At 56.4% G+C, this 22,492-nt stretch carries 17 protein-coding genes; 8 read left to right on the top strand and 9 right to left on the bottom strand.

The window, feature by feature from the left end; genetic code table 11:
* Positions 1-2: 2 nt before the first annotated feature.
* Complete coding sequence (locus tag MF6394_RS07845) at positions 3-1,826, bottom strand: hypothetical protein (RefSeq protein WP_078466439.1); 1,824 nt, start codon at positions 1,824-1,826, stop codon at positions 3-5.
* Between the two features lie 162 nt (positions 1,827-1,988).
* Between MF6394_RS07845 and MF6394_RS07840 the strand changes: the two genes are divergently transcribed.
* A complete protein-coding gene (locus tag MF6394_RS07840; RefSeq protein ID WP_003194267.1) occupies positions 1,989-2,477 on the top strand; it encodes a TIGR00645 family protein in 489 nt (162 codons plus the stop codon).
* A gap of 15 nt (positions 2,478-2,492) precedes the next feature.
* Here MF6394_RS07840 and MF6394_RS07835 read toward each other — a convergent pair whose 3' ends face one another.
* The 4 genes from MF6394_RS07835 to MF6394_RS07820 all read right to left on the bottom strand — a co-directional run bounded on the left by MF6394_RS07835 (position 2,493) and on the right by MF6394_RS07820 (position 6,290).
* Complete coding sequence (locus tag MF6394_RS07835) at positions 2,493-3,926, bottom strand: ArnT family glycosyltransferase (RefSeq protein ID WP_044268749.1); 1,434 nt, start codon at positions 3,924-3,926, stop codon at positions 2,493-2,495.
* Positions 3,927-4,041: 115 nt separating this feature from the next.
* Complete coding sequence (locus tag MF6394_RS07830; protein WP_078466438.1) at positions 4,042-5,067, bottom strand: hypothetical protein; 1,026 nt, start codon at positions 5,065-5,067, stop codon at positions 4,042-4,044.
* 106 nt (positions 5,068-5,173) lie between these two features.
* A complete protein-coding gene (locus MF6394_RS07825; protein ID WP_078466437.1) occupies positions 5,174-5,428 on the bottom strand; it encodes a DUF6124 family protein in 255 nt (84 codons plus the stop codon).
* Positions 5,429-5,771: 343 nt separating this feature from the next.
* Positions 5,772-6,290, bottom strand: a complete 519-nt coding sequence (locus tag MF6394_RS07820; protein ID WP_078466436.1) for a cysteine hydrolase family protein — start codon at positions 6,288-6,290, stop codon at positions 5,772-5,774.
* Positions 6,291-6,302: 12 nt separating this feature from the next.
* On the opposite strand from MF6394_RS07820, the gene MF6394_RS34130 reads away from it, so the two are divergent.
* The 4 genes from MF6394_RS34130 (at position 6,303) to MF6394_RS07810 (ending at position 11,712) form a co-directional block, all read left to right on the top strand.
* Positions 6,303-6,461, top strand: coding sequence for a hypothetical protein (locus MF6394_RS34130; RefSeq protein WP_161952155.1), 159 nt, complete (start codon positions 6,303-6,305; stop codon positions 6,459-6,461).
* Positions 6,462-6,678: 217 nt separating this feature from the next.
* Positions 6,679-6,891, top strand: a complete 213-nt coding sequence (locus tag MF6394_RS34990; RefSeq protein WP_376753089.1) for a hypothetical protein — start codon at positions 6,679-6,681, stop codon at positions 6,889-6,891.
* 333 nt (positions 6,892-7,224) lie between these two features.
* Positions 7,225-9,006: a site-specific DNA-methyltransferase gene (locus MF6394_RS07815; RefSeq protein WP_078466435.1), complete on the top strand. Its 1,782-nt coding sequence runs from the start codon at positions 7,225-7,227 to the stop codon at positions 9,004-9,006.
* A 3-nt stretch (positions 9,007-9,009) separates the two neighbouring features.
* Positions 9,010-11,712, top strand: a complete 2,703-nt coding sequence (locus MF6394_RS07810) for a DEAD/DEAH box helicase (RefSeq protein WP_078466434.1) — start codon at positions 9,010-9,012, stop codon at positions 11,710-11,712.
* Positions 11,713-12,403: 691 nt separating this feature from the next.
* Here the strand turns inward: MF6394_RS07810 and MF6394_RS07805 are convergent.
* The gene (locus tag MF6394_RS07805; RefSeq protein WP_078466433.1) at positions 12,404-13,471 is read right to left on the bottom strand and encodes a helix-turn-helix transcriptional regulator; all 1,068 of its coding nucleotides are present in this window, start codon (positions 13,469-13,471) and stop codon (positions 12,404-12,406) included.
* A 101-nt stretch (positions 13,472-13,572) separates the two neighbouring features.
* Between MF6394_RS07805 and MF6394_RS07800 the strand changes: the two genes are divergently transcribed.
* The 3 genes from MF6394_RS07800 (at position 13,573) to MF6394_RS07790 (ending at position 15,950) form a co-directional block, all read left to right on the top strand.
* Entirely contained in the window at positions 13,573-14,454 is an 882-nt protein-coding gene (locus MF6394_RS07800) for a hypothetical protein (protein WP_078466432.1), read from the top strand.
* Positions 14,455-14,529: 75 nt separating this feature from the next.
* Positions 14,530-14,892: a hypothetical protein gene (locus tag MF6394_RS07795; protein WP_238597280.1), complete on the top strand. Its 363-nt coding sequence runs from the start codon at positions 14,530-14,532 to the stop codon at positions 14,890-14,892.
* 80 nt (positions 14,893-14,972) lie between these two features.
* On the top strand, positions 14,973-15,950 hold the full coding sequence (locus MF6394_RS07790; RefSeq protein ID WP_078466430.1) for a hypothetical protein: 978 nt from the start codon (positions 14,973-14,975) through the stop codon (positions 15,948-15,950).
* Between the two features lie 338 nt (positions 15,951-16,288).
* On the opposite strand, the gene MF6394_RS07780 is transcribed toward MF6394_RS07790, so the two are convergent.
* The 3 genes from MF6394_RS07780 to MF6394_RS07770 form a co-directional block, all read right to left on the bottom strand.
* On the bottom strand, positions 16,289-16,594 hold the full coding sequence (locus MF6394_RS07780; protein ID WP_078466428.1) for a hypothetical protein: 306 nt from the start codon (positions 16,592-16,594) through the stop codon (positions 16,289-16,291).
* Between the two features lie 86 nt (positions 16,595-16,680).
* Positions 16,681-19,866, bottom strand: a complete 3,186-nt coding sequence (locus tag MF6394_RS07775; RefSeq protein WP_078466427.1) for a UvrD-helicase domain-containing protein — start codon at positions 19,864-19,866, stop codon at positions 16,681-16,683.
* 2 nt (positions 19,867-19,868) lie between these two features.
* Positions 19,869-22,484 (bottom strand): PD-(D/E)XK nuclease family protein, encoded by a 2,616-nt coding sequence (locus tag MF6394_RS07770; RefSeq protein WP_078466426.1) that lies wholly within the window; start codon positions 22,482-22,484, stop codon positions 19,869-19,871.
* Between the last annotated feature and the right edge of the window lie 8 nt (positions 22,485-22,492).

Below are 22,492 nucleotides of genomic sequence, written 5' to 3'. Positions count from 1 at the left end.
GGTTATTTGCTCTCAGGCTTGTCCAGCTTGACCTCAAAGCCGTATTGCACGGTGCTGAGGTCGGTGCGCTGGTAACTTTCCAGCGTGGTCGGCTGGCCGTAGAAGTAATGCACGTCAAACATCGCCGTGCCGTATTCCTCGGCGCGGTGGCTGACGCCGAGGATCTCCTTGAGGTAATTGCCGCTGGCATCCTTGGCGTAGAAACGCCAGCTGTCGGCGGGGAAGTCCTTCTGGTCGACGATCAGCGCGTTGTCCTTGAGCGACAGGCCCTTGGGCAGCTTGGCGGCGTCGATTGTGGCTTTCTCGATGGTGGCCAAAAACAACGGTACTGAGCCCACCACATACGCCGGGGTTTCCGGGAACAGGTTCAGGTCGTACGTCAGCGTGCCGCTGGCGGCATTCAGTTCGAACGCTTCGGTCGGCAACTCGATGGGCTCGCCTCGTTCGCCCTTGTCATCGGCGGTGAAGAAGGTGATAGGCGCGTCACTGTTGTTGCGCTCGGCACCGACCAGGTCGTCATTGAAGGTGAACGGGTGGTCGAACACGATTTTTGCGGCGCTGGCGTCTTCGGTCGATTGACTGATGGTGACGCTGTTTTTCAGTTGATCCTCGGTCATCGACGCATCTTTGAGCCAACTGGCGGCGCCGTCGTCATACACCGTGACCGGCATTGGTAGGGCCTGCACGGTCTTTTGCAGGCTGTTCCTGTCAAAGCGCATCACCGGCAGGTCCAGGTCTTTACGGGTGAGCGTGGCCTTGGAGAAATCCAGCACATTGACCTGCAGGTTATCGATCAGCCCGTTGAAATACACCTTGGCGTAATGGCTGGTCTGCTGGCGCTCGAAGGCTTTTTGCGCGTCGGTCAGCTGTTTATCGAAGGCATCGGACCACGCGGTTTGTTTTTGCATCTCGGCCAGTTGTTTCTCATAGAACGCCACCTGCGCGGCACTCTCGTTGATCGAGCCTGAGCGGGTCAGAAACTGCCCGGTGCTGTCCCGTGCCTGCACCAGCAGCGGGTTGGGTGACGCATCGCCCACTTCGGCGGCCAGGGGCTGGCTGTTGGTCAGTTCGATCTCGGCGTAGTTCTTTTCCAGCGTCAGCAGGTTGAGGGTGATGTTGCCGTCGGTGCGTTTATGGCCCACGTCTTGTTTGGTCAGGTCGAACGTCAGCACCTTGCCCGGGGTGATCACCTCCACCGCGCCCTTGAGGCTGATGGGTTGGGGTTGGCTCTTGTTTTCCGTCTCGATGCCTTCGATAAACGGGTAGGTCACCGTCAGGTCGTCGGGGTTGGTCAGGTTGGAGCTGCTGGGGCTCAGTTGAATGCCGGGGTCGGTTTCGGACCATTCCGGTTGGAAGGGAATGACTTTATTGTTGCTCAGGGTGACCGACTGCCATTCCAGGCCATGGGGGAAGGGGAACTGGTCCGGGGCGTTGAAGTTGAACGGGAAGACCGGCTGCAAGTCCGTCAGATAGTCGGAGTGCGAGGTTTTGCGCAGTACGAACAGGCCATTGATGTAGGTGTCCACCAGCGCTTGGGGCGTAGGGTAATGCTTGAGCACGGCCAGGCTGTCTTCGCCGTATTCGGCTTCGATGGGCTTGCTGGCGAGCTTGACGCGCGCGCGCTCCAGCAACAGCAGCGAGCCGCCCAGGTCCGCAATGGCATCGCGCAGTTTAGGGTCCTGGATGCTGTCCAGGGACTGTTCGAACTTGGTGGTTTTCTCTTCGAGGGTCGCCTGCTTCTGCTCTTCTTTGGGGGAGCAGCCGCTGGCCATCAGCAACGCCGCGCACAGGCCGAGAGCGGCCAAAGGGGATCGCACATCCATCATCTGAGTCTTCCTGTCCGACATCATCGAGCCGAGTGAATGGTCTCGACACTAGCAGAAAAATTCTCTTACAGATGCCACTTGGGTCAGTTTTCTCGCGGTGACAGGGGCCAGGTGGCGGCTGGTATACTCGGCGCCATTTTTAGCCAAGCTGTGTGAGATTCAATGGAACGCTTTATCGAAAATACGATGTACGCCTCGCGTTGGCTGCTGGCGCCGATCTACCTGGGCCTGTCCCTGGGCTTGCTGGTCCTGGCGCTGAAATTCTTCCAGGAAATCATTCACGTAATTCCCAACATCTTCACCATGTTGGAAGCCGAAGTGATCCTGCTGCTGCTGTCGTTGATCGACATGGCCCTGGTCGGCGGCTTGCTGGTGATGGTGATGATTTCCGGCTACGAGAACTTCGTCTCGCAGCTGGATATCGACGAGAACAAGGAAAAGCTCAACTGGCTAGGCACCATGGACTCTTCGTCGCTGAAGATGAAAGTGGCGGCGTCCATCGTGGCGATTTCCTCCATCCACCTGCTGCGCATCTTCATGGACGCCAAGAACGTCGATCCAGAGCACCTGATGTGGTACGTGATCATCCACATGACGTTCGTGGTCTCGGCGTTTGCCATGGGCTACCTGGACAAGCTCACCAAGCATTAAGGCCACGCGCTGGCCTTACTGCTCCACGAAGTAGTAAGGCTGGCGGTTGACTGCCATCTGCTTGATCACCGTAACCGGCGCTTTCAGCCGGTCGGTGTGGTCCGTCAACGCAACGTTGCCGGGCTTGGCGCTCAGGAAGGCGCGCAGTTCGGCTTCGGTGTTCAGGATCGGCAAGTAGGCCTGCAGGTAGAACACGCTGGCGCCGTCGATGCGCTCGTTGGGTTGATACATCGCCACCGTCCTGCCTTCGTCTTGCAGGGTCTGGATCTGACTCATCACCGGTACGAATGAATGGCGCACATCGGCTTTGGGCGCAAACCAGAAGGCCGCGCTCAGGTAGCAGGCGATGGCCAGGCTGAAAACCCCGCCAATAATGCGCCGATGATAACGGTACAGCCCCGGCTTATGGTCCTTGGCCCACTCCAGCAACACCCGCGCATATTCGGCGGCCAGTACCGCCGCGGCTGGCGTCAGCGCCATCAAATACACCGTGCGTTTGCTGGACGCCAGGGTCAGCAGGGTGAACTGCGCCACCAGCCACACACTGAAAAACAACCGGTAGCGGTTGCGCACCAGGCTTTTGCGGAAGTGCCACAGGCCCAGGTACACCAGGATGTTCCAGGGCAGGAAGGCCTCGGGCAGTTTGGCGAGGTAATAGTAAAACGGCTCGTAATGCCCGGCTTCTACGAACGAACCGCTGAAGCGCCCGACGCTATTGGTCCATAACACTTCACCCACCGCCTGCATCCCGCCGCGCTGAAACAGAAACCCCAGCCAGATCAGCAACGGCACCAACGCCAACAACGTGAACAGCGCCGGCTTGAGCCAATCGCCTAGCCGCAGGCGCTTATCCATCAGGCTAGTGCTGAGCAGGTACACAAAAATCACAATGCCCGGCATCGCCAGCCCCAACACGCCCTTGCTCAACGTAGCGATGACCATCCCGGCGGTAAACAACGCCCAGGCCCAGGTACTCGAACCTTCACGCTCGGGCCGTACCGCCTGGTAAAACCCCAGCAGGGCGGCGGTGACACCGAGGCTGAGCAACGAATCCTCACCCACACCTCGCACATTGCCCCAGTAACTGGCCATGGTCGCCAGGATCAACGCAGCGCTGAACGCCAGCGTCTGCGGCCGCCCGAACCGACGCAGCATCCCGTACAACAGCATCACACTGAACAACCCGGCAAACGCCGACGCCAAGCGCACCGCCCCGGTGCTAGCGCCAAACAAACGAATCGCCCCGGCGTCCAGCCACAGGCTCAGGGGCGGTTTTTCCAGGAAGGGTTCACGAAACAGGCGCGGCACCACCCAGTCATTGTCCAGGTGCATCGCCATGGCGATCCCGGACACCCGGGCTTCGGTAGAGCCTTGCAGCTCATGGTTGCCGAGGGCGAAGAAGAACAACAGAGCAGCAAGCAAGAGCAGCAGGGGAGCGGGGCGCGTCATGGAGTCTGGCTACCGGGGCATGAGACCGATCGGGCGACCGGTCATGGGTAGTCAGGGAGTATACGAGCGCGATTCTTAACCTTTGGTGAACGGCTGTGGGTTTTTCTCGGGCGCGTCAGGGCATTTTCAAGCTGGGCACTGCCGCTTTGCCTTGTTCGGTCAGCACCGGCTCCAATTGCTCCCAGGTAAAGCTCAAGTCGTTGTCGCAACCGTCACCATTGGCCGGTGTCGAGAGTTGCAGGCCCTGAGTGTTGAAGCTGAGGTGAAAGTTGGAGTAATCGGTGATCGCCGGGCAGCCCTCGTCAGTGGTGGTTTGCTTGGCCAGCCAAGTGCTGAAGGCGGCCGGCAGCTTCAAATGGCCGGAATAGGCGTCATGCCATTGCTGATGGCCGCCGAGCCAGGCCCATGGGTCCACACTGTCACCGGTTTGCAGGTTCCAGGAGTGCAGGCCCCAACTGATGCCCATGGCGCCTTGGCCTGCGGCCCAGCGGTAGAACCGCACGGTGAGAAATTGCGATGACCAATAGGCGGGCTCGACCTCGATCTCACTGGTATAGACCGAGCCGTTTCGACCCAGGTATTCACGCCGTTCATAAAAATAGTCGGTTAGATCTTCGTCATTGACGGCCAACGCGGCGAGTTGCTGATTGATCTTCTGCACCGCCGGGCTATCGCCCTCCAGCTTGAGCGTGACGCGTGGGCCTTGGGTCTTGAGCTGGTAGGTGTGGTTGTGGAAAGTCTTCTTCTCGGTCTTGATCGGCAACGGCGCGGCTTCCATGGGCGCGTTATAGGCATCGCTGCCGCAGCCGTCCGTGCCAATGCGGCGCAGGGCCAGTGGCAGCGGCGCACCGCCATCGGTTTTGCTCCAGGCACCAGAAAGGGTATCGCCCTGAGGTTTTTGCAGGGCCCAGAAACCGGTGTTGCCTTCCTCCACCCAAGGGGCGTTGTCGTTGGCCTGGGTCAGTTGAATCGGCGTACGGATGCGCTGGTAGTAATAACTGCCATGCTCCCCGTCGGCGCCGTTGAAACACACGGTGATAGCGGACTTGCCCAAAGTACCTTGCCAAACCCCGTCCAACTCGGCAGCGGTGGCAAGTAAAGGCATGACGGAGAGGGCGATGACGGCGAAGGGCTTGAACACGGGTATCTGACTTCCGGTTGTCTGATAAAGGCCGTCAGGGTAATGGGAAGTGTGAGGGGATGCCAGCGGGCGAGATGCGCTGAGGCGTCTCGCCCGTTTTCGTGTTTTAAGGCTGTGGCGTTTGGGTAGTGAATGGTTGGGTGTTCAAGACCCGTTCTACGAGTAACTCGCCTAGAACGATCAATTGCTGAGCGGCCAGCAGCTTGTGACGGTGCGCGCCTTCAAGTTCGAAAGCCAGGTCGGTGGTCATGGCGTTGAGGGAGGCGAGGGTTTCGCTGGCTTGGATTAGCAGGGTTTCGGGGTGGATGTCTTCGGCGAGGATGAAGAGGGTGGTTGGGGGATTGGGGGTGATTTTTTTCATGATGAAGCTCCCACACTGTTTAAGGAGCTGCCTCCCCCCTGCTGTCAAACAGGAATAGGTGGCAGCTGTACGCGGGTTGACAGACCGGAAGTGTAGGAACCCGGCGCACCCGAAGATGCCCCACGCACAGCCGCCATGAACGGAGCGGAATGCGCAAGCATGCCGCCTTATCACGGGGTGTGAAAGGTTACACTTTTCGGCCTGTCAAAGCCGGACGCTGATCATCAGCGACGTAAAGAAGTTAGCGTTGTGAGGTGGCTTGCGCTAGTTCACCAACAGCGCGGCAACTTGCGGGAAAATTCCGAAGCTCGGCCCTGTTGGCGTCCCCCGTCGTCAGGCTCTGTTAAAAGCTCCAGTCCTCAGCCCGAACCAACTGGCAGAACGGCCCATCGAGCGTGGCATTGTGATGAGCCACGATGGCCTCGGCTTTCATCAAGGGCGTATCAGAACAGGTATGGCCGTCGGCGATAAGCACTGCATCGAAGCCAAGATCACGCGCGGCACGGCAGGTGCTGTCGACGCAGTATTGCGTTTTCATTCCAGTAACTACCACCCCGGTAGCGCCGCAAGCGCGCAGATTGTCTGCCAGTTCGGTCATCGCAAAAGCGTTTGGCCGGCGTTTTTCGAACACCACTTCCCCGCCCATTAACTTCAGTTCCTGTGCAATCAACGTAAGCGGGCTGCCCGGTTCGATTGGCGAGCCAGTAGGGCCGATGTGGCGAGCAAGAAAAATCGGCGCGCCTGCGCTGCGGGCCTTGTCCATCAGAGTATTCAGGGTTTCCAACAGCTCGTCGCAGCGCCAGGGTTTTTCCGGGCCGTGGATGAGTCCGACTTGGATATCGAGTATCAACAGGGCGTACATAGGTGCATCTCCTTGCGTGTGAACCAGCGACACCAAGGCATAAAAAAAGGCCCTGTCCATCGCTGGCGGGCCTTTGAAGTTCGTTTGTTATTGCTTCACGACACCTCGCACGTTCCGCTTGATGCGGTCGTGGTGGTGGTGGTGGTGGTGGTGGTGGTGGTGAGGCAATAGGCAGTCATGGGCTGACACTAGCATTGTGATTGATGGGATGCCAAGTACAAAAAAGATGTCTTTGGGCGTCAAACAGAAGCTGACACCTTGAGGATCGCTTTGCGTCGCATACCTGAAGCTGACCCGTATTCGGCAGTTTCGCACGCTCGGATCTGGCGGAATTTCGCAGTCGTGACGCCTACCGTTCGCTGCGCATATCGAGTCTGATCGTAAGAATGTGTGTAGTCGTCTCAAGTTGACCTGGGCCCGCGCCCTTCGTTGGACAGTGCCTGATTTGCTGGGTGCAGTGCATATCCCTAGGCAGTCCCACTTAACTCGGCATGATTATCTCAGTCACGATGAATTCTTTCGCCGGTTTAGCTACCGATCTAAGGTGGCGACGAAGTGCTTTGGAGATGGGACGCATGGCTGTGGGAGGAGTCGGTACTAGGTAGGTACGGCGCAGCCGTGCGCCAGTTCCCGGAGCTTTTTCGCGCCAGTGAGGGGGATGACTGGGCCTATGCACCCTGGCTGATTCTCCTCCTTGCGAAGCCCGCAAGGGCCGCCTACCCTCGCCTGGCTGGGCTCATGGCGAGCGGTAGTAAACGACGACCGGCTTTTCAGGCTCGCCGGGCTATCGTCAATCTGTTAGTTTGCCGCTTCTTTCGGCAAGCCATGGCAGTTTGCTCACGAACCCTATCTAGATCGCCATGGGTATATCATGGCGGCGGGCTTAGTTGCGATAAAGGCCACTTTTATCGCGCATGCAATAAAGGAAGGCTAAATGCCCACATTGAACTGGATCGGCAAGGAAGCCGTTGTCAAGCATCACAAGGATGTCCCTTTCCGCCTGCTGGAGCCGGTGACAGAACTTTCCTGTGGCGACAATCACGGTAAGGACAGCGGTAATCTCATCGTGCAAGGTGACAACCTTCATGCGCTCAAGGCTCTGCTGCCGCGCTATGCTGGGCAGGTGAGATGCATATATATCGACCCGCCTTACAACACCGGCAACGAGCGCTGGATGTACAACGATAATGTCAATAGCCCCGAGATACGCAAGTGGCTAGGCGATATCGTAGGTAAGGAAGGTGAAACCTTAGATCGCCATGACCGCTGGCTGAGCATGATGTATCCAAGACTCGTCATGCTGAGGCAGTTTCTACGGGAGGATGGCGCAATTTTTATATCGCTAGATGACAATGAAGTCGGACCTTTTCGAGTTCTCATGGATGAGATCTTTGGATCGAATAATTTTGTGGCAACTATTGTCTGGCAAAAAATTTTCACCATTAAGAATAGTGCCAAGCATTTCTCTGAAATGCACGACTACGTCATTGTGTACGCTAAGAAAAAAGATAAATGGGTGCGTAATCTTTCGCCTCGAAGCACCTCTGCGGAAGAAAGTTATTCTAATTCCGATAATGACGAGCGCGGTGAATGGACCAGTAATGCTCTGCAGTCGAGGAATTATTACAGTAAAGGGCTGTATTCCATAACTTGCCCGGGCGGGAACGTAATAAAAGGCCCGCCGCGCGGCACATATTGGCGAATGAGCGAAGAAAAGCTTTGGGAATTAGATAGGGATAATAGAGTCTGGTGGGGTAAATCCAAAAATAACAGCCCGCGAATCAAGAAGTTTCTTGACGAGGCGAAAGAAGGAGTTGTTCCATCAACATGGTGGGAGCACCGCTTCGCTGGGACTAACTCCGGCGCAAAAACTGAGTTGCGCGATATTCTTGGTGAGCAAGAGTTAGAGCTGTTCAATACGCCGAAGCCTTGGCAGCTTATTCAGCGAATAATTCAGGTGGCGACTGATAAGGATTCTATTGTCATGGATTCGTTTTCTGGCTCCGGCTCAACGGCACATGCTGTTTTGAAGCAAAATGCCCGGGATGGAGGGTCCAGAAAATTCATACTCATCGAGGTCGAGAAACAAGTAGCGGAACAGGTCACATCAAAGAGAGTGTCTAAGGTTGTGTCTGGATATTCATTTGTAGGTACGTCTCGTGACGAGTTGTTACGGGAGAGAGTGACTTTCAGTAGCTTCCGAAATGCTAGCAAAATACTCGAAAAAGTTTCTTTGATCGAGGAAGCTGAGAAGCAGCGGTTCACCAGGATAAAAAAAGAAGTAAAGGACGGAGAGTTGGTTGTCACTGGCGAGCTTGATGTTGAAGAGGACATGCCAGGTTTAGGCAGCGGTTTTCAATACTGCCGCCTAAGTGAGCACCCTCTCTTCAACGCCGATGGCCAAATACGCAGTGACGTGACCTTCGCGCAGCTGGCCGAATTCGTTTGGTTCGCTGAAACCGGCACGGGTTTTACCGGTACGGCCGACAGCCCACTGCTGGGCTTACATGAAGGCCGCGCCATTTACCTGCTGTACAACGGCATTCTCAAGGACAAGTCGGTGGCCGGCGGCAATGTGTTGACCGGTCCGGTGCTCGACATACTGCCTAAGTTTGCCGGTTCCAAAGTGATTTACGCCACCGCCAATCGCCTTGGTAGCCGTGCTGCCCGCGAGGGCATCACCTTCAAGCAAACCCCTTACGCGCTGGAGGTGTGAGAGATGAGCGGATTCGTTCCTAAAATTTACCAGCAGCAAGTGCTCGATAGTGTCGAGTGCTATTTTAAGGCTTGTCACGAGCTGGCCTCGCCCTCGACGGCCTTTTTCACAACTACCGAGCGATTGTGGGGCAAAGGCAACCCATACAATCCGCTGTCGGGCTTCCCGAGCGATATGCCGTATTTTTGCCTGCGGGTGCCCACCGGCGGTGGGAAGACCTGGCTGGCGGCCAAGAGCGTGGCGCTGGTCAACACCCACCTGCTTCGTTGCGAGCACAGCGTGATTCTATGGCTAGTGCCCAGTAGGCCGATCCGTGAGCAAACGATCAAGGCGCTGAAAGAAGGGAGCCACCCCTACAACGTCGCACTGCGCGAGACCGGACCGGTCACAGTGATGGATCTGGACGAGGCCAAGAGCGTGACCCGCGCCACGCTGGACACCTCCACCACGGTGATCGTCGCCACTCGCCAGGCCTTCCAAGTAGAGGAAGAAGAATGCCGCAAGGTGTATCAGAGCAGCGGCGCCCTGATGCACCACTTCGATAACCTTTCTCCCGCGCAGCGCGAAGAGCTGCTGAGCGATGGCGAAGGGACGGAGCGCACGACACCGTATTCGCTGGCAAACGTACTGCGCCTGCGTCGCCCCTTTGTTGTCGTCGATGAGGCGCACAACAGCCGCACTGAGCTGGCCTTCGACATGTTGGCGCGCTTTCGCCCCAGCGGCGTGCTTGAGCTGACGGCAACGCCGGATCTGGAGCGCACGCCCAGCAATGTACTGCATAGCGTTTCTGCCGCCGAATTGAAGGCGGAGGAGATGATCAAGCTGCCGGTGGTGCTGGAAACCGAGCCCAACTGGCAACAGTGCCTGGCCGATGCTATCGGCCGTCGCGATGCATTGCACAAGCTGGCCGATGATGAGAGACGGGCCGGTGCGCCCTATTTAAGACCCCTCGTACTCATTCAGTCGGAGCCTCGTCGTGCGGGTGTCGAAACACTGGATTTCGATAAGGTCCGCCAGGAGCTGATCACCAATCACGGCATTCCTGAAGAACAGATTGTGGTGGCGACGGGCGAAGAAAAAGGACTAGAGCAGATCGACGCCGACTACAAGCGCGGGATCGCTGATCCGGACTGTCCGGTGAAATTCGTTATTACGCAGAAAGCGTTGGCCGAGGGCTGGGACTGCCCCTTCGCTTATATTCTGGTCAGCATGGCTTCCCTTTCTTCCGCTACCGCCGTCGAGCAGCTGCTGGGCCGCGTGTTGCGTCAGCCCAATGCCAGTCATCGGCAAGCTAGGCCGCTAAACCAGTCTTATGCCTTCGTGGTGTCGCGCAATTTTGCCGAGACGGCGGGAGCCTTGCGTGATCGTTTGGTGGCTGGCGCCGGCTTTGAACGGCGCGATGTAAATGAGTTCGTCATTGCCGCCAAGGCTGAACAGTCGCGATTGGATCTAGAGGGGCATGCCGGGCGTGTGGTGGTTCATCCTGTGGTGGTCACGCTTGCAGAAAAGCCGAATCTGAAAAGTGTACCGAAGCCGGTGCGTGACAAGGTGAGCTGGGACGGAAAGCTCAACACGCTGACCATCACTACGCCGCTCACGGAAGACGAGACCGACGCGTTAAAGGCTTCGGTCGAATCTGAGTCCGCCACTCAGGCCATTGAGCAAGCGGCTGAAGTCAGCCGCACGACCGCCATCGAATATTTCCTAACGCCTGCCGAAATGGGCGAGCGTCTCCGGGTACCTCAGCTTGCTCTGCGCGTGCAGGGTGAACTGCATCTCTTCGATGACCCCGAAGTTCTGGAGTATCCGTGGGAGCTTTCGCCCTACGACGCAGCACCTACAGCGGGCGACCTGTCAGCGCTCGGCGCCGCACTGCAGGTGGCTGAGGGCGGAGAAATTGATATCGATGGCAGCGGCAAGCTGATATCGCGCTTTCTGCCGGAGCTGCAGCGCGATCTTGGCCTCATTTATCAGCCTGAAAACTGGGACGAGGTGCGCCTGGCCGCCTGGCTGTGTCGGAACCTGCCCGAGCCATCGCTGACCCATTCGAGCAAGCAGGCGTTCGTTGCCGCTTGGCTGCAAGAGCTGATGATACGCGATGGATTTAGCCTGGCCCGTGTCAACTTGCAGAAATTTCTGATCCGCAATCAGGTGGAGGCTCGAATCCGCGAACTGCGTAAACGGGCGGTCGGCCAGGCTTTCCAGCAAGCGCTATTTGGTGACGACGCAGCCGCACGCGTTGCAGTAACCGACCAGTATGCATTCGAGTTCCATGTGCAGGCATATGCGCCAAGCCGTGACTATGACTGGCGTTTCGGACATTTCGATTTCCGAAAGCATTTCTACGGGCGCATCGGGGACTTTGACAGCAAGGAGGAGTTCGAATGCGCCTGCAAGCTAGACACCTGGGCTCAGCAGGGGCGCATCAAATTTTGGGTGCGTAACCTCGTAAGGCGTGAAGGCAGCTCTTTCTTCCTGCAGAAAGCGGATGGGCGTTTCTATCCAGATTTCCTGTGTCAGCTACCAGACGTTGAAGGCGGCTCGGGCCCGATTCTCATCGTGGAGTACAAGGGCGCAGATCGCTGGAGCAACGCAGAGGACGACCGCTTGATCGGAGGCTTGTGGGCCAACTTATCGGAAGGCACCTGTCGCTTTGTGATGGTCAAGGATAAGTGTTGGGAAGGGATTGAGGAGTATTTGAAGTGAGGATCGGGTTGACCCCCAACTTCGCAGCGCTTATTGGCGATGAGTAGCCTTACTCTTATTGCCTTGGAGGCACGTCGCAAAAACCTCTGCAGCGTCTGAAAAATTCCTGCAGAGCGTTTGTCTGACTAGCGTTCAAGAAAATTTTTAATCAAAGAAAAAGGACGAGAATACCAGCATGAGCAGCCAAGGACTGCTCATGCTGGTTTATACATGCTGGGCGGGTGTGGAAGGCTATAGCTCAGTGCTGCGCAGTGATGAGAGATCTGATCCACTTTAGCAAGCAGCCGAACAGGCCTATTGCTAAGGCGACCAAAGGAAAAGGGGGACTGATTTATTTTTCACACCGTATTCACTGAATTCCAGACACAAAAAAAGACGCTCTCAGGCGTCTTTTCTCGTTCAATTGGTGGAGCCGGGGTAATTTGAACAGGCTCTGTATGTTATTGATTTAAAATAAAAATATATTACTGAGTTTTGTAGTGGAATACTGTTTGGAATGCCATCGGCTGAGGACTCCAACGGTGAGCACTGCAAATGAGGTTACCTGAATCTCAACCCCCATCGTGAGCCATAACTTCTCTGCAGCGGAGAGCTCGCTGCTTCGTGAGCCGGGTCATCTATTCACGCTTAGAAGCCCTGGGGCTGTATAAGTACCACCGCCCACATTGCATCAGCCCCGCGGCTTGGCCAACTAATCGTACGCACGCACTGCGCAACGAAGAATATCGCGCACATGTGCTCGTATTACCGGGGGTTCGAGTACTTCAATGTCACTAGCATTGCTGAGCAGGAACAGGCGCAGGCCCTGGGTGTCGAGGACGGTGCAGCACAAGTCCCACTTGTCGTCGGCGCAACGCGCTACCACCTGGTCTTCAGCCAGCGGATTCTCGGTAAGCCGATTGTGCAGATTGTGGCCAAGACGTAGTTTGAGTTGGATAGGGTCATCGCCGTGTATCGTCATGAGGTGCTTTTGGACCTCAAACGAATTGACGTTGTAGTTATCCGGGTCAGATATTTGTAGCCAACTCGCTTTGACCTCTACCATTCGATGCAGCATAAGGGCGCACATCGTCTTGGGACCGTTGCTGCTGTATTTGCCGCGACAGGTGCCTGTTGCAGGCGTATGCCCCTTCGGCCATTGCTCCTCGAGCACGTATGCCGACAGATAGACGTTTGAATCCTGATAGGAAAGAGCCAAGGGTTTAAGCAGGTAGATGCACTCAACACCGCCGGCGTCTCTTGGAAGGTAGGTCACCTCAAGCGAAGCATCGTCCAGAATGGCGCTTTGGATAAGGTCGAGATGCGCAGGGTCATATTTGCCGGGTCTGAGCAGCGTAAACCGGGTCCCCGAAGTGATCCGCTTCGTCCATGCGAGAGTCTGTTTGGAGTGCTTGGTTATTTCCGTGGTTGCGTATTCACGTAGCTTGGTCAGTTGTTCCGTGTGGGATGTGAAACCGAAGCGCTCTGCGTGGTCGAAAATAGCCGCCAAGGTCATCGCCTCTGTGGGAGAGAGCGTCAAGTCGAAGCTGCCTCGACCGGTTTTCCAGTATTTTGATTTTTTATCTGAGCCGGTTTCACCCGCAGTTACCAACTCGGCTGCGGTGAGAGCGTCGAGGTCTCGCAGTGTGGTTTTTACATTGAGGTTGAAATCATTGAACCACCGACATAGTTCCGCGTGGATATCCGCCGTCGACAGGGACTTGCCTTCGCGTTGAAGAATTTTGCGCAACGCAGTACGGCGTCGGTGATGATTTATCATAGCTCAATCTCAGGGACAAAAAGTGGGTTTATCTGCTGGGACTATGTGTTGGTTGGCAAGCAATCCCAGCGATAAATATAGTCAGCCCACAGGAGTATTTCATGAGCCGTCAAACCTATCTAACCCTCACTCACGTTCCTGCTTTCATCCACTGGCTGGCCACTGAGCTCGAATCAGAAACGCGCTTTAAACACCAATACGTCAATCGCAAAACGGATGAAAAATGGTCGTGCAACGGCCTGTATAACGCTTTCGAAAAGTACTGTTGGAATCACCCTGGTAATGCCCGCTTGGGTTTCAATCCAGGTGAGTGTTCCAGCAGCAACGGGATCGCATTGTCCGCCCTGCGTCAGGACCTGGTCAACGCCGCAGGGAGCGACTCGCGCATTCTTGAGGCGACCGTCGATGTGATGCGTTGGGGAGGCGTGGCCGCTCGCAACGCGGACTGGCTGAAGGCGAATAAAGCAGGGCTTGGCCGCATGTTACAAAACGTACAAACGGCGATCGGTGACGGTGACGATCAAGCATCTGTATTGCGTTCGAAAAACCTGCGTTTCAACTCCGGGATGACCAAGGTGTATTCGCTGTTGTGCAAGGACTTCATCATCTACGACAGCCGCGTTGCCGCAGGTCTGGGCTGGATGGTCGTGAAGTATTGCCAGGAGCACGACCTATCCGAGGTACCTGAGGCACTGTGCTTCCCTTGGGCCGCTGCCAAGGAAGGAAAAAAATCTCTCGCTCCTAAGCGCCGTAACCCTGGAACTGCCAAACTCAAGTTCAAGGGCTTGCGCTCAGGCCGCCATCACGCAATGTGGAATATGCGCGCCAGCTGGTTACTGAGTGCGGTCCTGGCGCATCCAGGCGCCGCCGGCAGCCGCTTTCATCTGGTGCCCTCTCCGAATGACCCGCTGCGTGCCCTGGAGGCTGCACTCTTCATGATTGGCTACGACCTGGGTGATCAGCTTCGAGTTTTGGTGGCTTAAAACTAGGTCGACAATTCCCTCCCCGTTGCTTGATGGGGAGGTCATTCTGAATGAGTGAGGTACAGGATGCGTGACATGAATCTGTTGCAGGCTTTGATTATGCAGCTCGCCGCTGACGGCATCAGCGCTGGCGACTTGAGAACGGCCGTTATGCAGGCATACCCAAATCTTTGTGATGCGAAGTATCAATCCACGCTATTTGGCCTGCAGGAGGCCGATAGCCTTATGGGCCAGGAAGTGGGCGGCGAGTGGTGCTTCACAGCAATCGATAAAACTGACCCGGACTACCCTCACCCGGAGTACAGCGCTGAATTTGCCGAGAAGATCTTGGCCGCATCATGCGGGGAATTTGTAGAGGTCAGCGCAGATGATTTGCTGGCTCAACTGGACGAGATGCTGGCAAAGGCACGCGCCAAGAAACCGGACACAGGACCGTAAAACATCGAGCAGCCCAGTATTCAATACGGATGCGGTGTTTAAGAGCATCAACTGTGTATCAGTCAGCAAGGGGTGTCTTGATGGACATCAAGTCCGATTTTGTGTCCGTCGAACGTGATGAGTTCGATGGTCTCACCACGATTCAGCACCTGCGTCACTGCCGGTATCGTTCTGGCAAGAATGAAATCACCTTCTCGTGGCGACGCAATATTCGTCCTGCTTCAGACCGCATGATTCTTGATGTTGAGATCAAGACCTCGCGCTCGGGCGGCTGGCTGCCCTCTCAATTGACCTTGTTGGTCGATGGTCGACGGATCGAGTTGAAGTATCTGACAGGCAAAAGCAGCGAATTTCGAGGGGGTAGCTTCTTCGAAATCGGTATGTTTTTCATCGAGCCATCTCAAAAGGTTCTTCGCTGTCTGTGTGATGCCAAAGTACTAAAGCTCAAGCTTCAATCTGACGAGAAAAATGAGCACACGGTTTTTCCGGACGAGTTTTGTGCCCAGCTACAGTTGCAGGCTCAGCAGTTCTATAACAACGCTTTCGATGGTGACGAGTATTTGTCAGCCGTCAGTGGCGTAGCCGTACGGACAGAAGACACAACGTTCGCTGAACAGATTGCCAACCGCGAGTCGCGCTATCGGCAATTGTGCAAATATCGACTGCTCTGGGCTGTACTCTGGGGCAGTTTTTTTGGTGGGCTGTGTGTGCTTGGCGCGTTCGAGATCATGACGTTTTCCGTCAGGTCGACGGACCAGTTGATCATCGCTGGAGTACTCAGCGCCTCAAGCTGGCTCATTCCTCATCTTAAGATCCTTTGGATCGAACACCAGAAAAACAAAGAGTGCCCCAGTTGTCACCATAGAGCGATAAAGCTGGTCCGCTATCATGAGGCGGTTTATCAAGTCCGATCCGTGGAGCGTCTTGTCATCGACAGATTGACAGGGCAGCGCAAGTCACGGCAGGTGACCGTGACGGACCATGAGGTGACGCAGGATTTCGAGTGCAAGGACTGTCGGCATCTATGGACGCGAAGCCATATTGCTCGAGGTTTCTAAGACATCCTGTCAATGAACGGCATCGCTAGGCTCGGATCTGATTTCGGCTAACGACTTATCTTGTCGCTCCCCGCTGTAGTCTGGAGTAAGTGCCCACAGATTGAGGAGTTTCTATGGTCAGGCCAGTGCGTCCTTTCACCATGCGTTGCAAAGATTGTGGTTGGAGCCAAACGGTTATACCGCTCAGTGATGTCTTGCGATTCGAAGACTGTCCTGAGGTTTGCCCGCGTTGTAACAGTCGGGATGTAAAGATGGAACAAGCCACGGCCTTGGAAGTGGCCGTGGCAAAAGTTAAGCGATTATTTGGTTAGTCCTGAGCGTGAAACTTTGCCTAGCGGCTATAGCGCACCATTCAGTTCTTTTATTTTGTATACGCCAGGCTTGACTCGCAGATACTTTGCTTCAGCACCCTGTTCGACATTGTAGCCGCCGACTCCCGTTTGCTCGTCCTGCGCGTAGTTGGCGATGGTCGTCCCGATCGTCGATTCCATAAAGAACTCGAATCCGATCCGATATTTTTCAACCAGCTTCTGCTCTACAGAGCACATGACCCGACGACGTTCGCTAGTCAGTTCCTGCACTTCAAAGGGTTCGCTCAGCGCACCGTTGTGCACTTCCAGCAGGATTGATTCATACAGCGTCATGGTTTTTTTCCTAGTGATGTCAGCGGCCGAGATCAACCCGACCGCCGTGATTGGTCGTTTACGCGAATGTGGAATCACGCCGGCGGCTAAAAAACCTGAATCGCTCCCGCGGCCACCGGCAGAAAGAGCCATGCGGCGATGACAGGCCGCCCCGATGCCGCCTCAATCGCTTGGGCGTAAGCATCAAGCTGACCCGCATGTTCCTCGGCCAATCGCTCCCACTGGGCTTCGGGCGCCGGATTGGATTTGTGGTCAATGAGCACCCAGCCATCTTTTGTGTCCAGCAGAAGATCGATCCGACCATTGAGCACCTGACCCGAGCGCAGCAACTGTTGCACCGGGTATTCAGCCATGGCTTTGGCCGCTGGCCAGTGGGATTCGATCCAGGCGTGCAAGGCCAATTGCTGTGCGATGACCTGACTGGCATTTACGTGCTCGTGCACTGCGTGGCTCTGCAACAGGTCCTGCACTTCGTCTAAGGTGAGGGGGCAGTTGGGGTCAGTGAATGAAAGGCACAAACTGGCATGAATGGCCGTTCCCAATGCACTCATTTCCGGGCTGCCTTGGAATGCGATCCGATTGCCGATCCGGCATGTATTGCGGCCTGCGGTGCTGGCGCGAGCGCCACCGTTGGACGGTTGAAAGCCCAGTGGCAAACGAGACTGGATCACTTGTACCGGGGCAAACCAGCGCAGATTCTGTTCAATTACCGACACGGGCACAGGTAAATCACTGGCAGTTAGCGTTTGGCAATCGGCGCGCAGTTCTTTTCCATTCGGCAGTTTCAAGGTCGACAGCCCGGGAGGCGTCATCAACCAGGGTGCCTGGACAGTGTCGAGCCACTCTCCTGTGATCTTTCTACTCGAACGGGCAATGACCAGCAGGTCTCGGGCGCGGGTCATGCTCACGTAGAGCAGGCGTTTTGCTTCTTCAGCGGCTTCAGCCCGGCACGCCAGGCCCATGGCGGTCTGTTCGAACGTTTCGCTCAACGGAACCGCTTTCTGTTTGCCCAGCGGCCATGGCCAGTAGCGGATAAAGCGGTCTTGCAGTGGTTTATGTGGATCGAATGCGCTATTGGACTGAGCCGAGACTGACCATAACCGGTCGCTGATATCGCGTGCCAGATCCATCAAAATCACGACCGGCCATTCCAGACCTTTACTGGCGTGATGAGTCATCACTTGGACGGCATCCAGCGCAGGAGTGGCTAGTGCATCGTTTTTGGCGTTGGCGATTTCGTCTAGCCACAACAACAGCCCAGAGATGGATGCCGCCCCTAATCCATTTCGGCAGAGATCCTCATATTGCTGCGCCAGATCGATCAATGCATCCAGGTTGGCCAAGCGTTTTTGCGCCAGTGCTGTCGAGGTTGACCAGCGGGTGATACGCGTTGGTAAATCGCACTCGGCGATCAGCCGTTGCAATGCCTCTACCGGTGTCAGCACTGGCAGATCTGTGCGCAGTTGTGCAACGGCCGCCACAAGCGGGTGTTGCAAAAACTCGCCGAGGCTCAGTTCACGCCACTGGGCTTTGGGGTGTCCGGCATTGAGGTAGCGCAGGCGCTCGGCAACCCAGCTTTCCGGCCCTTCGGTCTCGGTTAACGAGATAATCTGTGCCGATGCCAGGGTGTCGGCCGGGTCGTTCAGTCGGCGCAAACACGCCAGTGCCAGAGTTGCCTCTGCGGTTGCCAGCAGTCCTGGTTGTGCTGTGGAACAGGGAATGCCCAGAGTAGCGAGGGCTGCTGTTACTTTCGCAACGTTACTGTGGGAGTAGCAAAGCACAGTGATATCGCCCAAACGCACCGCTCGGGCTTCCTGGCGGGTTTTATCGAATACTTGATAACGGCTAGCCAGCAGTTGGGCAATCCCCTCGGCCAATGCGTTGACTTGCAATTCGGCATTTTTGCCGTCCAGTACCCAATTGGCGAAGGCAGGGCCGGGTAGTTGATCCGTACGGGTTGGTATCAGCTCAACGTCCTTTGTTTCCAGGCTATTGGCGAAGGCCTTGTTGAATACAGCGTTCGCCAGTTCGACCAGTTCGGTACGTGAGCGCCAAGAGTGAGGCAATACCTGTTTCTTGCCACCCATATCGGGCAATGCCTTGAGGATGGCTTGCATCAGTGCACAGTCGCTGCCCCGAAAACCATAGATCGCCTGCTTGATATCCCCAACCCAGTAAACCCTTTTGGCAAAGCGTGAAAGCTTGAGGAAAATCGCCAGCTGCATCGGGCTGGTGTCCTGGAACTCGTCGACCATGATCAAATCGAGCTCATCCTCGAGCACCCGCGCCACGGCTGGGTTGTCCAGCAACTTGAGCAAGGCGTGTTCCTGGTCAGCAAAGTCCAGTACGCCAAACTCCCGTTTGCTGTGTTCGTACACTTTTAATACGTCAATGGCCAGGCCGAAAACCTGTTCGAGGTAGGCGCGGATATCGCGATGCAGATCCGGGTGTTCGGCGTAGCGGCCAATGGTTTCAGAGAGGGTTGTTACCAATGGTTTGAGCTTGGCCTCAGGGGCTTCCTTCGCCAGTTTCGCCCAATCACTCCAACGGGCGTTGTCATGCTGCAGTTCATACTGAAAGCGGGTGAGCAACGTTATGTAGCCTTCAGTGTTCTTTTTGTCGCTGTTTGCTGTCTGTAACAGAGCCAGCACCTCGGGAATGCTGTGCAGCAACTCTCCACTCAAGTCGGTTTTGGTCGGTTTGGGGAAAAGTTTCAGCATGTCGTCGGCATTTCGGGCCGCAAAACCACGAGACAGTTCAAGATCAATGTCATTGGTGCGCAACTGATTCAGAAGCTTGCGCAGCTCATCGCGCCAATTGGTATTGGCAAAGTCGCCCTGTTGATACGTGTCTTCAAGGCCCAGACGTCGGGCGACGGCGAGTAGATTATCCAGGCGTTCACCATCAAGGACCCGGTCAACCGCCTTGTTCAGCAGCAGGGTTGCCTGGTTTTCTTCCAGCACACGTTGCTCGGGCGGCATGCCAGCTTCGAATGCAAAGCGCTCAAGCAATTGCCCGCAAATACTGTTGACGGTACCGATGCGGGCCTGGCCCATGGCGGTGGCCAGGTTGATTTGACCCTGCTTGAGAAGGTGACTACGGACCCGCTCGCGCAGCTCGGCAGCAGCTTTTCGGGTAAAGGTCGTGGCAATCACCCCCGAAGGCTGGACCTGCTGATCGAGCAACTCCTGGTGCAGTATTTCAGTAAGTCGGTGGGTTTTGCCGCTGCCGGCGCCAGCACTGATAAATGTGATGTGTGCGGTGGTCGGCATTGTCATTGCTCCCATCCGGCCAAGGCCAGGTAGTCGTTGTAGGCTTCATTAAGGTATTCCATCGGCATCGCCTGATCGGGAGGGATCGAGTCCTCATCCTCTTCAATACTTTGCAGGGCAACCTCAAACAGTCCCTCTGCCTGTTGCGCCTGCCGCCACTTCCAGGCCTCGGTAAAGCTGAGCCACAGTTGTGGCGTTGAGCTTGGCGGATTGGCAGGCACCTGCTCCGAATCTCTGAAGGTTTGGTCATCCGGGGTCAGTAGACGCGCGGATTCAAGGATGAAATAGGCTACGGATGGCCATGAACCGCTGTCCTGACGAAGCAACTCGGCATAAATCGCCAACTGCAGATGGCGGTTTGCCTTGAGCTGTTCCGGGTATTTCTTGCCCCCCGACCACTTCATGTCGACGATGGCACGATGTCCTAGCGCAGTGGTTAATACCAGGTCAGCAGAGCCGCCCAATGCGCCACCCTCGAAACGACCGGCCAGTTCCTGCTCAGACGTTACGACCGTGATGCCAGCATTGAGGAAGTGCGTTCGCAGTCGAGTCAAAGCACGTAGCGCACGATGACGCAGTGTTGCCAAGTCGGCACCGCGTCCCTCCATCAGCAACACCGCCCCTTCTTCACGTACCACACGGGGGAAATGGGTCGAGAACCAGCTGTTGAAATCTGTGGTGCTCATACTCAGCGCGTCCGGCCGAGTGAAAAAGTGTTCAGCTAGGCGATGGGTCAGCGAACCATTGAGCAAAAAGCCGTCGCTCAGGCTCTGACTTTTGGACGCCTGAATCTTGGCTCCGTATTGCAGCAACCATTGATAAGGGTTGAACAGCAACAGGTTGAGGCTCGAGAAAGAAGCCTTCTCAGGCTGCTCGAACGGGGTGTCGGATGGCAGGCGCCACCAGCGGTTGCGCAGTGGCAGTGGCGCCGATGCTTGGGCTTGGCAAAGTGGGCCGGGGGTATGCAGAAGCTCCTCGAGAATATGCACCTCCGGTTGCTGCACAACGGCTTCGATCATTTGCCAGAGCGGGTGGCTTTCCTCCTGTGGTGGCGCGAGTACCAGTATCAGCCGGCAGGTGGCTGCCAGGATTGGTCGCAGCCAGTCACGGGCTGCTTGAGTCAGCAGAGTGGCGCCGTCCGGTAGCGCCACCCCAGCATCGGCCAATTGCATGCGCTCGGCCTTGGACCACGGCGACAGGGGCGGTAACACAGGCATGCTCAGGTGCCACCAGATCACTGTGTCGGCTTGCTCAATGGCCGCGCCTGGACGCGAGACGCTCAAGTGGGCGCCGACTTGTGCGGCCAGCAATGGATTATCCACGCCGCTGGCGGTGGCTTGTTCGATCACCTGCTGCAACTGCCGCGGTTTTAACCGATCCACACCTTGATGATGCAAGGTCTTGAGGGAGTCTTGTGCTGCTTCACACTGGGCATAACCGGCCTGAGCCGCGAGCCTGTGCGCGGGCTCCTGGTGCCCCAGGCGTACTTTAAAGAAGTTCAGCAACTGTTCGACGCGTACCAGCACCTCACTGGGCGGCACACCTTCGTCAGCCATAAAGGTGGGCATATTGAGCCACTCGTCAATCGAGGCAAGTACGTTGGGCGCCTCTGCAGCGTAATGCGCTGCGATATCTGCCAGTGCGTCTTCCCACTTGCTCCCGACGAGGCCGGGTGAGCTTGCTATTTTGGCTGCCAGATGCCGACGCGCAAACAGACGAATCGGGCTTATCGAGTGGGTCAGAAACTGCAGGAGTGCCGGGTAGTTGGTAGGTGCCCAAAGCAGCTCCATGGCCAATGGTAATACCTGCAGGGCAGGGCGCAGATTGCTGGTGCCATTGAGGCCATGGCGAGCCTGGCTGGCACCGACCAGATGACCATCAAGGCAACCACCCTCGCCACCCGTTACTAGCAATGTGGGGGTGTCCTGGCCCAGTGAGCGGCTCAGCCAGCTGGCGGCCAATACTCGAGTTTGCGCTTGAACAACTTGTACTGTGCCGTCTTCTTGCCATTGAATGGGCGTGATCTCTACACCGGCAATGCTCTGGCGCAATTGCATTTGCAACTGCCCCAGAAAACCTTGCGCCGTACCCTCCGGTTTCTCCAGGCGCTCGTTAGGCAGGTGATTCAGTACCAATTGCCAGGCCAGTGGATAAAGCTCGAAAGCGTCAGCCAACAGCACGGTCTTGATCGGGGGGCGACGAGAGTCCAACGCCTTGGCAACATTCACTAAGCGCTGTCCCATTGAAGGGGCGACCTGCGCGCGAGCTTGTGTCTCGATCTCGGCAAGGTCTTTCAGACGTTGGCTGGCGTCGGCACCGACGCGCCCATCCCAACCGTGCAAGTACAAATCATCCCGCCAGGCCAGCAATGCAGCAGCCACCCCCAATTCATCGGCGGAAAAACTGGCATGATAGAAGCGCAGTGGGTTATTGCAGTGCGCCAGGCAATCGCGGTACGTGGCTGTACGTTGTGCCGCACAAGGCTGACGTGCCACTAGGCCAAGCTGGGTCTCCAGAATATCCAGCAGTCCCTGTGGCCCGACGGTCAACACCCCTAATCGATTACTGGCTCGGGTTGCCCGCTGACCATCGAGTTGCATACCGAACGTGATAAGCATTTCTGACA

The organism is Pseudomonas sp. MF6394, from assembly GCF_002018845.1.
GTDB lineage: Bacteria > Pseudomonadota > Gammaproteobacteria > Pseudomonadales > Pseudomonadaceae > Aquipseudomonas > Aquipseudomonas lactis.
Note: the sequence above shows the minus strand (reverse complement) of the source record. Positions and strands in the feature narration are given on the sequence as shown.

What these genes read in the sequence shown, in the direction of transcription:
- MF6394_RS07800 (WP_078466432.1), top strand. Translation starts at nt 13,573, where the DNA reads ATGAGCCGTCAAACCTATCTAACCCTCACTCACGTTCCTGCTTTCATC.
- MF6394_RS07835 (WP_044268749.1), bottom strand. Translation starts at nt 3,926, where the DNA reads ATGACGCGCCCCGCTCCCCTGCTGCTCTTGCTTGCTGCTCTGTTGTTC.
- MF6394_RS07815 (WP_078466435.1), top strand. Translation starts at nt 7,225, where the DNA reads ATGCCCACATTGAACTGGATCGGCAAGGAAGCCGTTGTCAAGCATCAC.
- MF6394_RS07780 (WP_078466428.1), bottom strand. Translation starts at nt 16,594, where the DNA reads ATGACGCTGTATGAATCAATCCTGCTGGAAGTGCACAACGGTGCGCTG.
- MF6394_RS07805 (WP_078466433.1), bottom strand. Translation starts at nt 13,471, where the DNA reads ATGATAAATCATCACCGACGCCGTACTGCGTTGCGCAAAATTCTTCAA.
- MF6394_RS07820 (WP_078466436.1), bottom strand. Translation starts at nt 6,290, where the DNA reads ATGTACGCCCTGTTGATACTCGATATCCAAGTCGGACTCATCCACGGC.
- MF6394_RS07795 (WP_238597280.1), top strand. Translation starts at nt 14,530, where the DNA reads ATGAATCTGTTGCAGGCTTTGATTATGCAGCTCGCCGCTGACGGCATC.
- MF6394_RS07810 (WP_078466434.1), top strand. Translation starts at nt 9,010, where the DNA reads ATGAGCGGATTCGTTCCTAAAATTTACCAGCAGCAAGTGCTCGATAGT.
- MF6394_RS07770 (WP_078466426.1), bottom strand. Translation starts at nt 22,484, where the DNA reads ATGCTTATCACGTTCGGTATGCAACTCGATGGTCAGCGGGCAACCCGA.
- MF6394_RS07790 (WP_078466430.1), top strand. Translation starts at nt 14,973, where the DNA reads ATGGACATCAAGTCCGATTTTGTGTCCGTCGAACGTGATGAGTTCGAT.
- MF6394_RS07825 (WP_078466437.1), bottom strand. Translation starts at nt 5,428, where the DNA reads ATGAAAAAAATCACCCCCAATCCCCCAACCACCCTCTTCATCCTCGCC.
- MF6394_RS07845 (WP_078466439.1), bottom strand. Translation starts at nt 1,826, where the DNA reads ATGATGGATGTGCGATCCCCTTTGGCCGCTCTCGGCCTGTGCGCGGCG.
- MF6394_RS07840 (WP_003194267.1), top strand. Translation starts at nt 1,989, where the DNA reads ATGGAACGCTTTATCGAAAATACGATGTACGCCTCGCGTTGGCTGCTG.
- MF6394_RS07775 (WP_078466427.1), bottom strand. Translation starts at nt 19,866, where the DNA reads ATGCCGACCACCGCACACATCACATTTATCAGTGCTGGCGCCGGCAGC.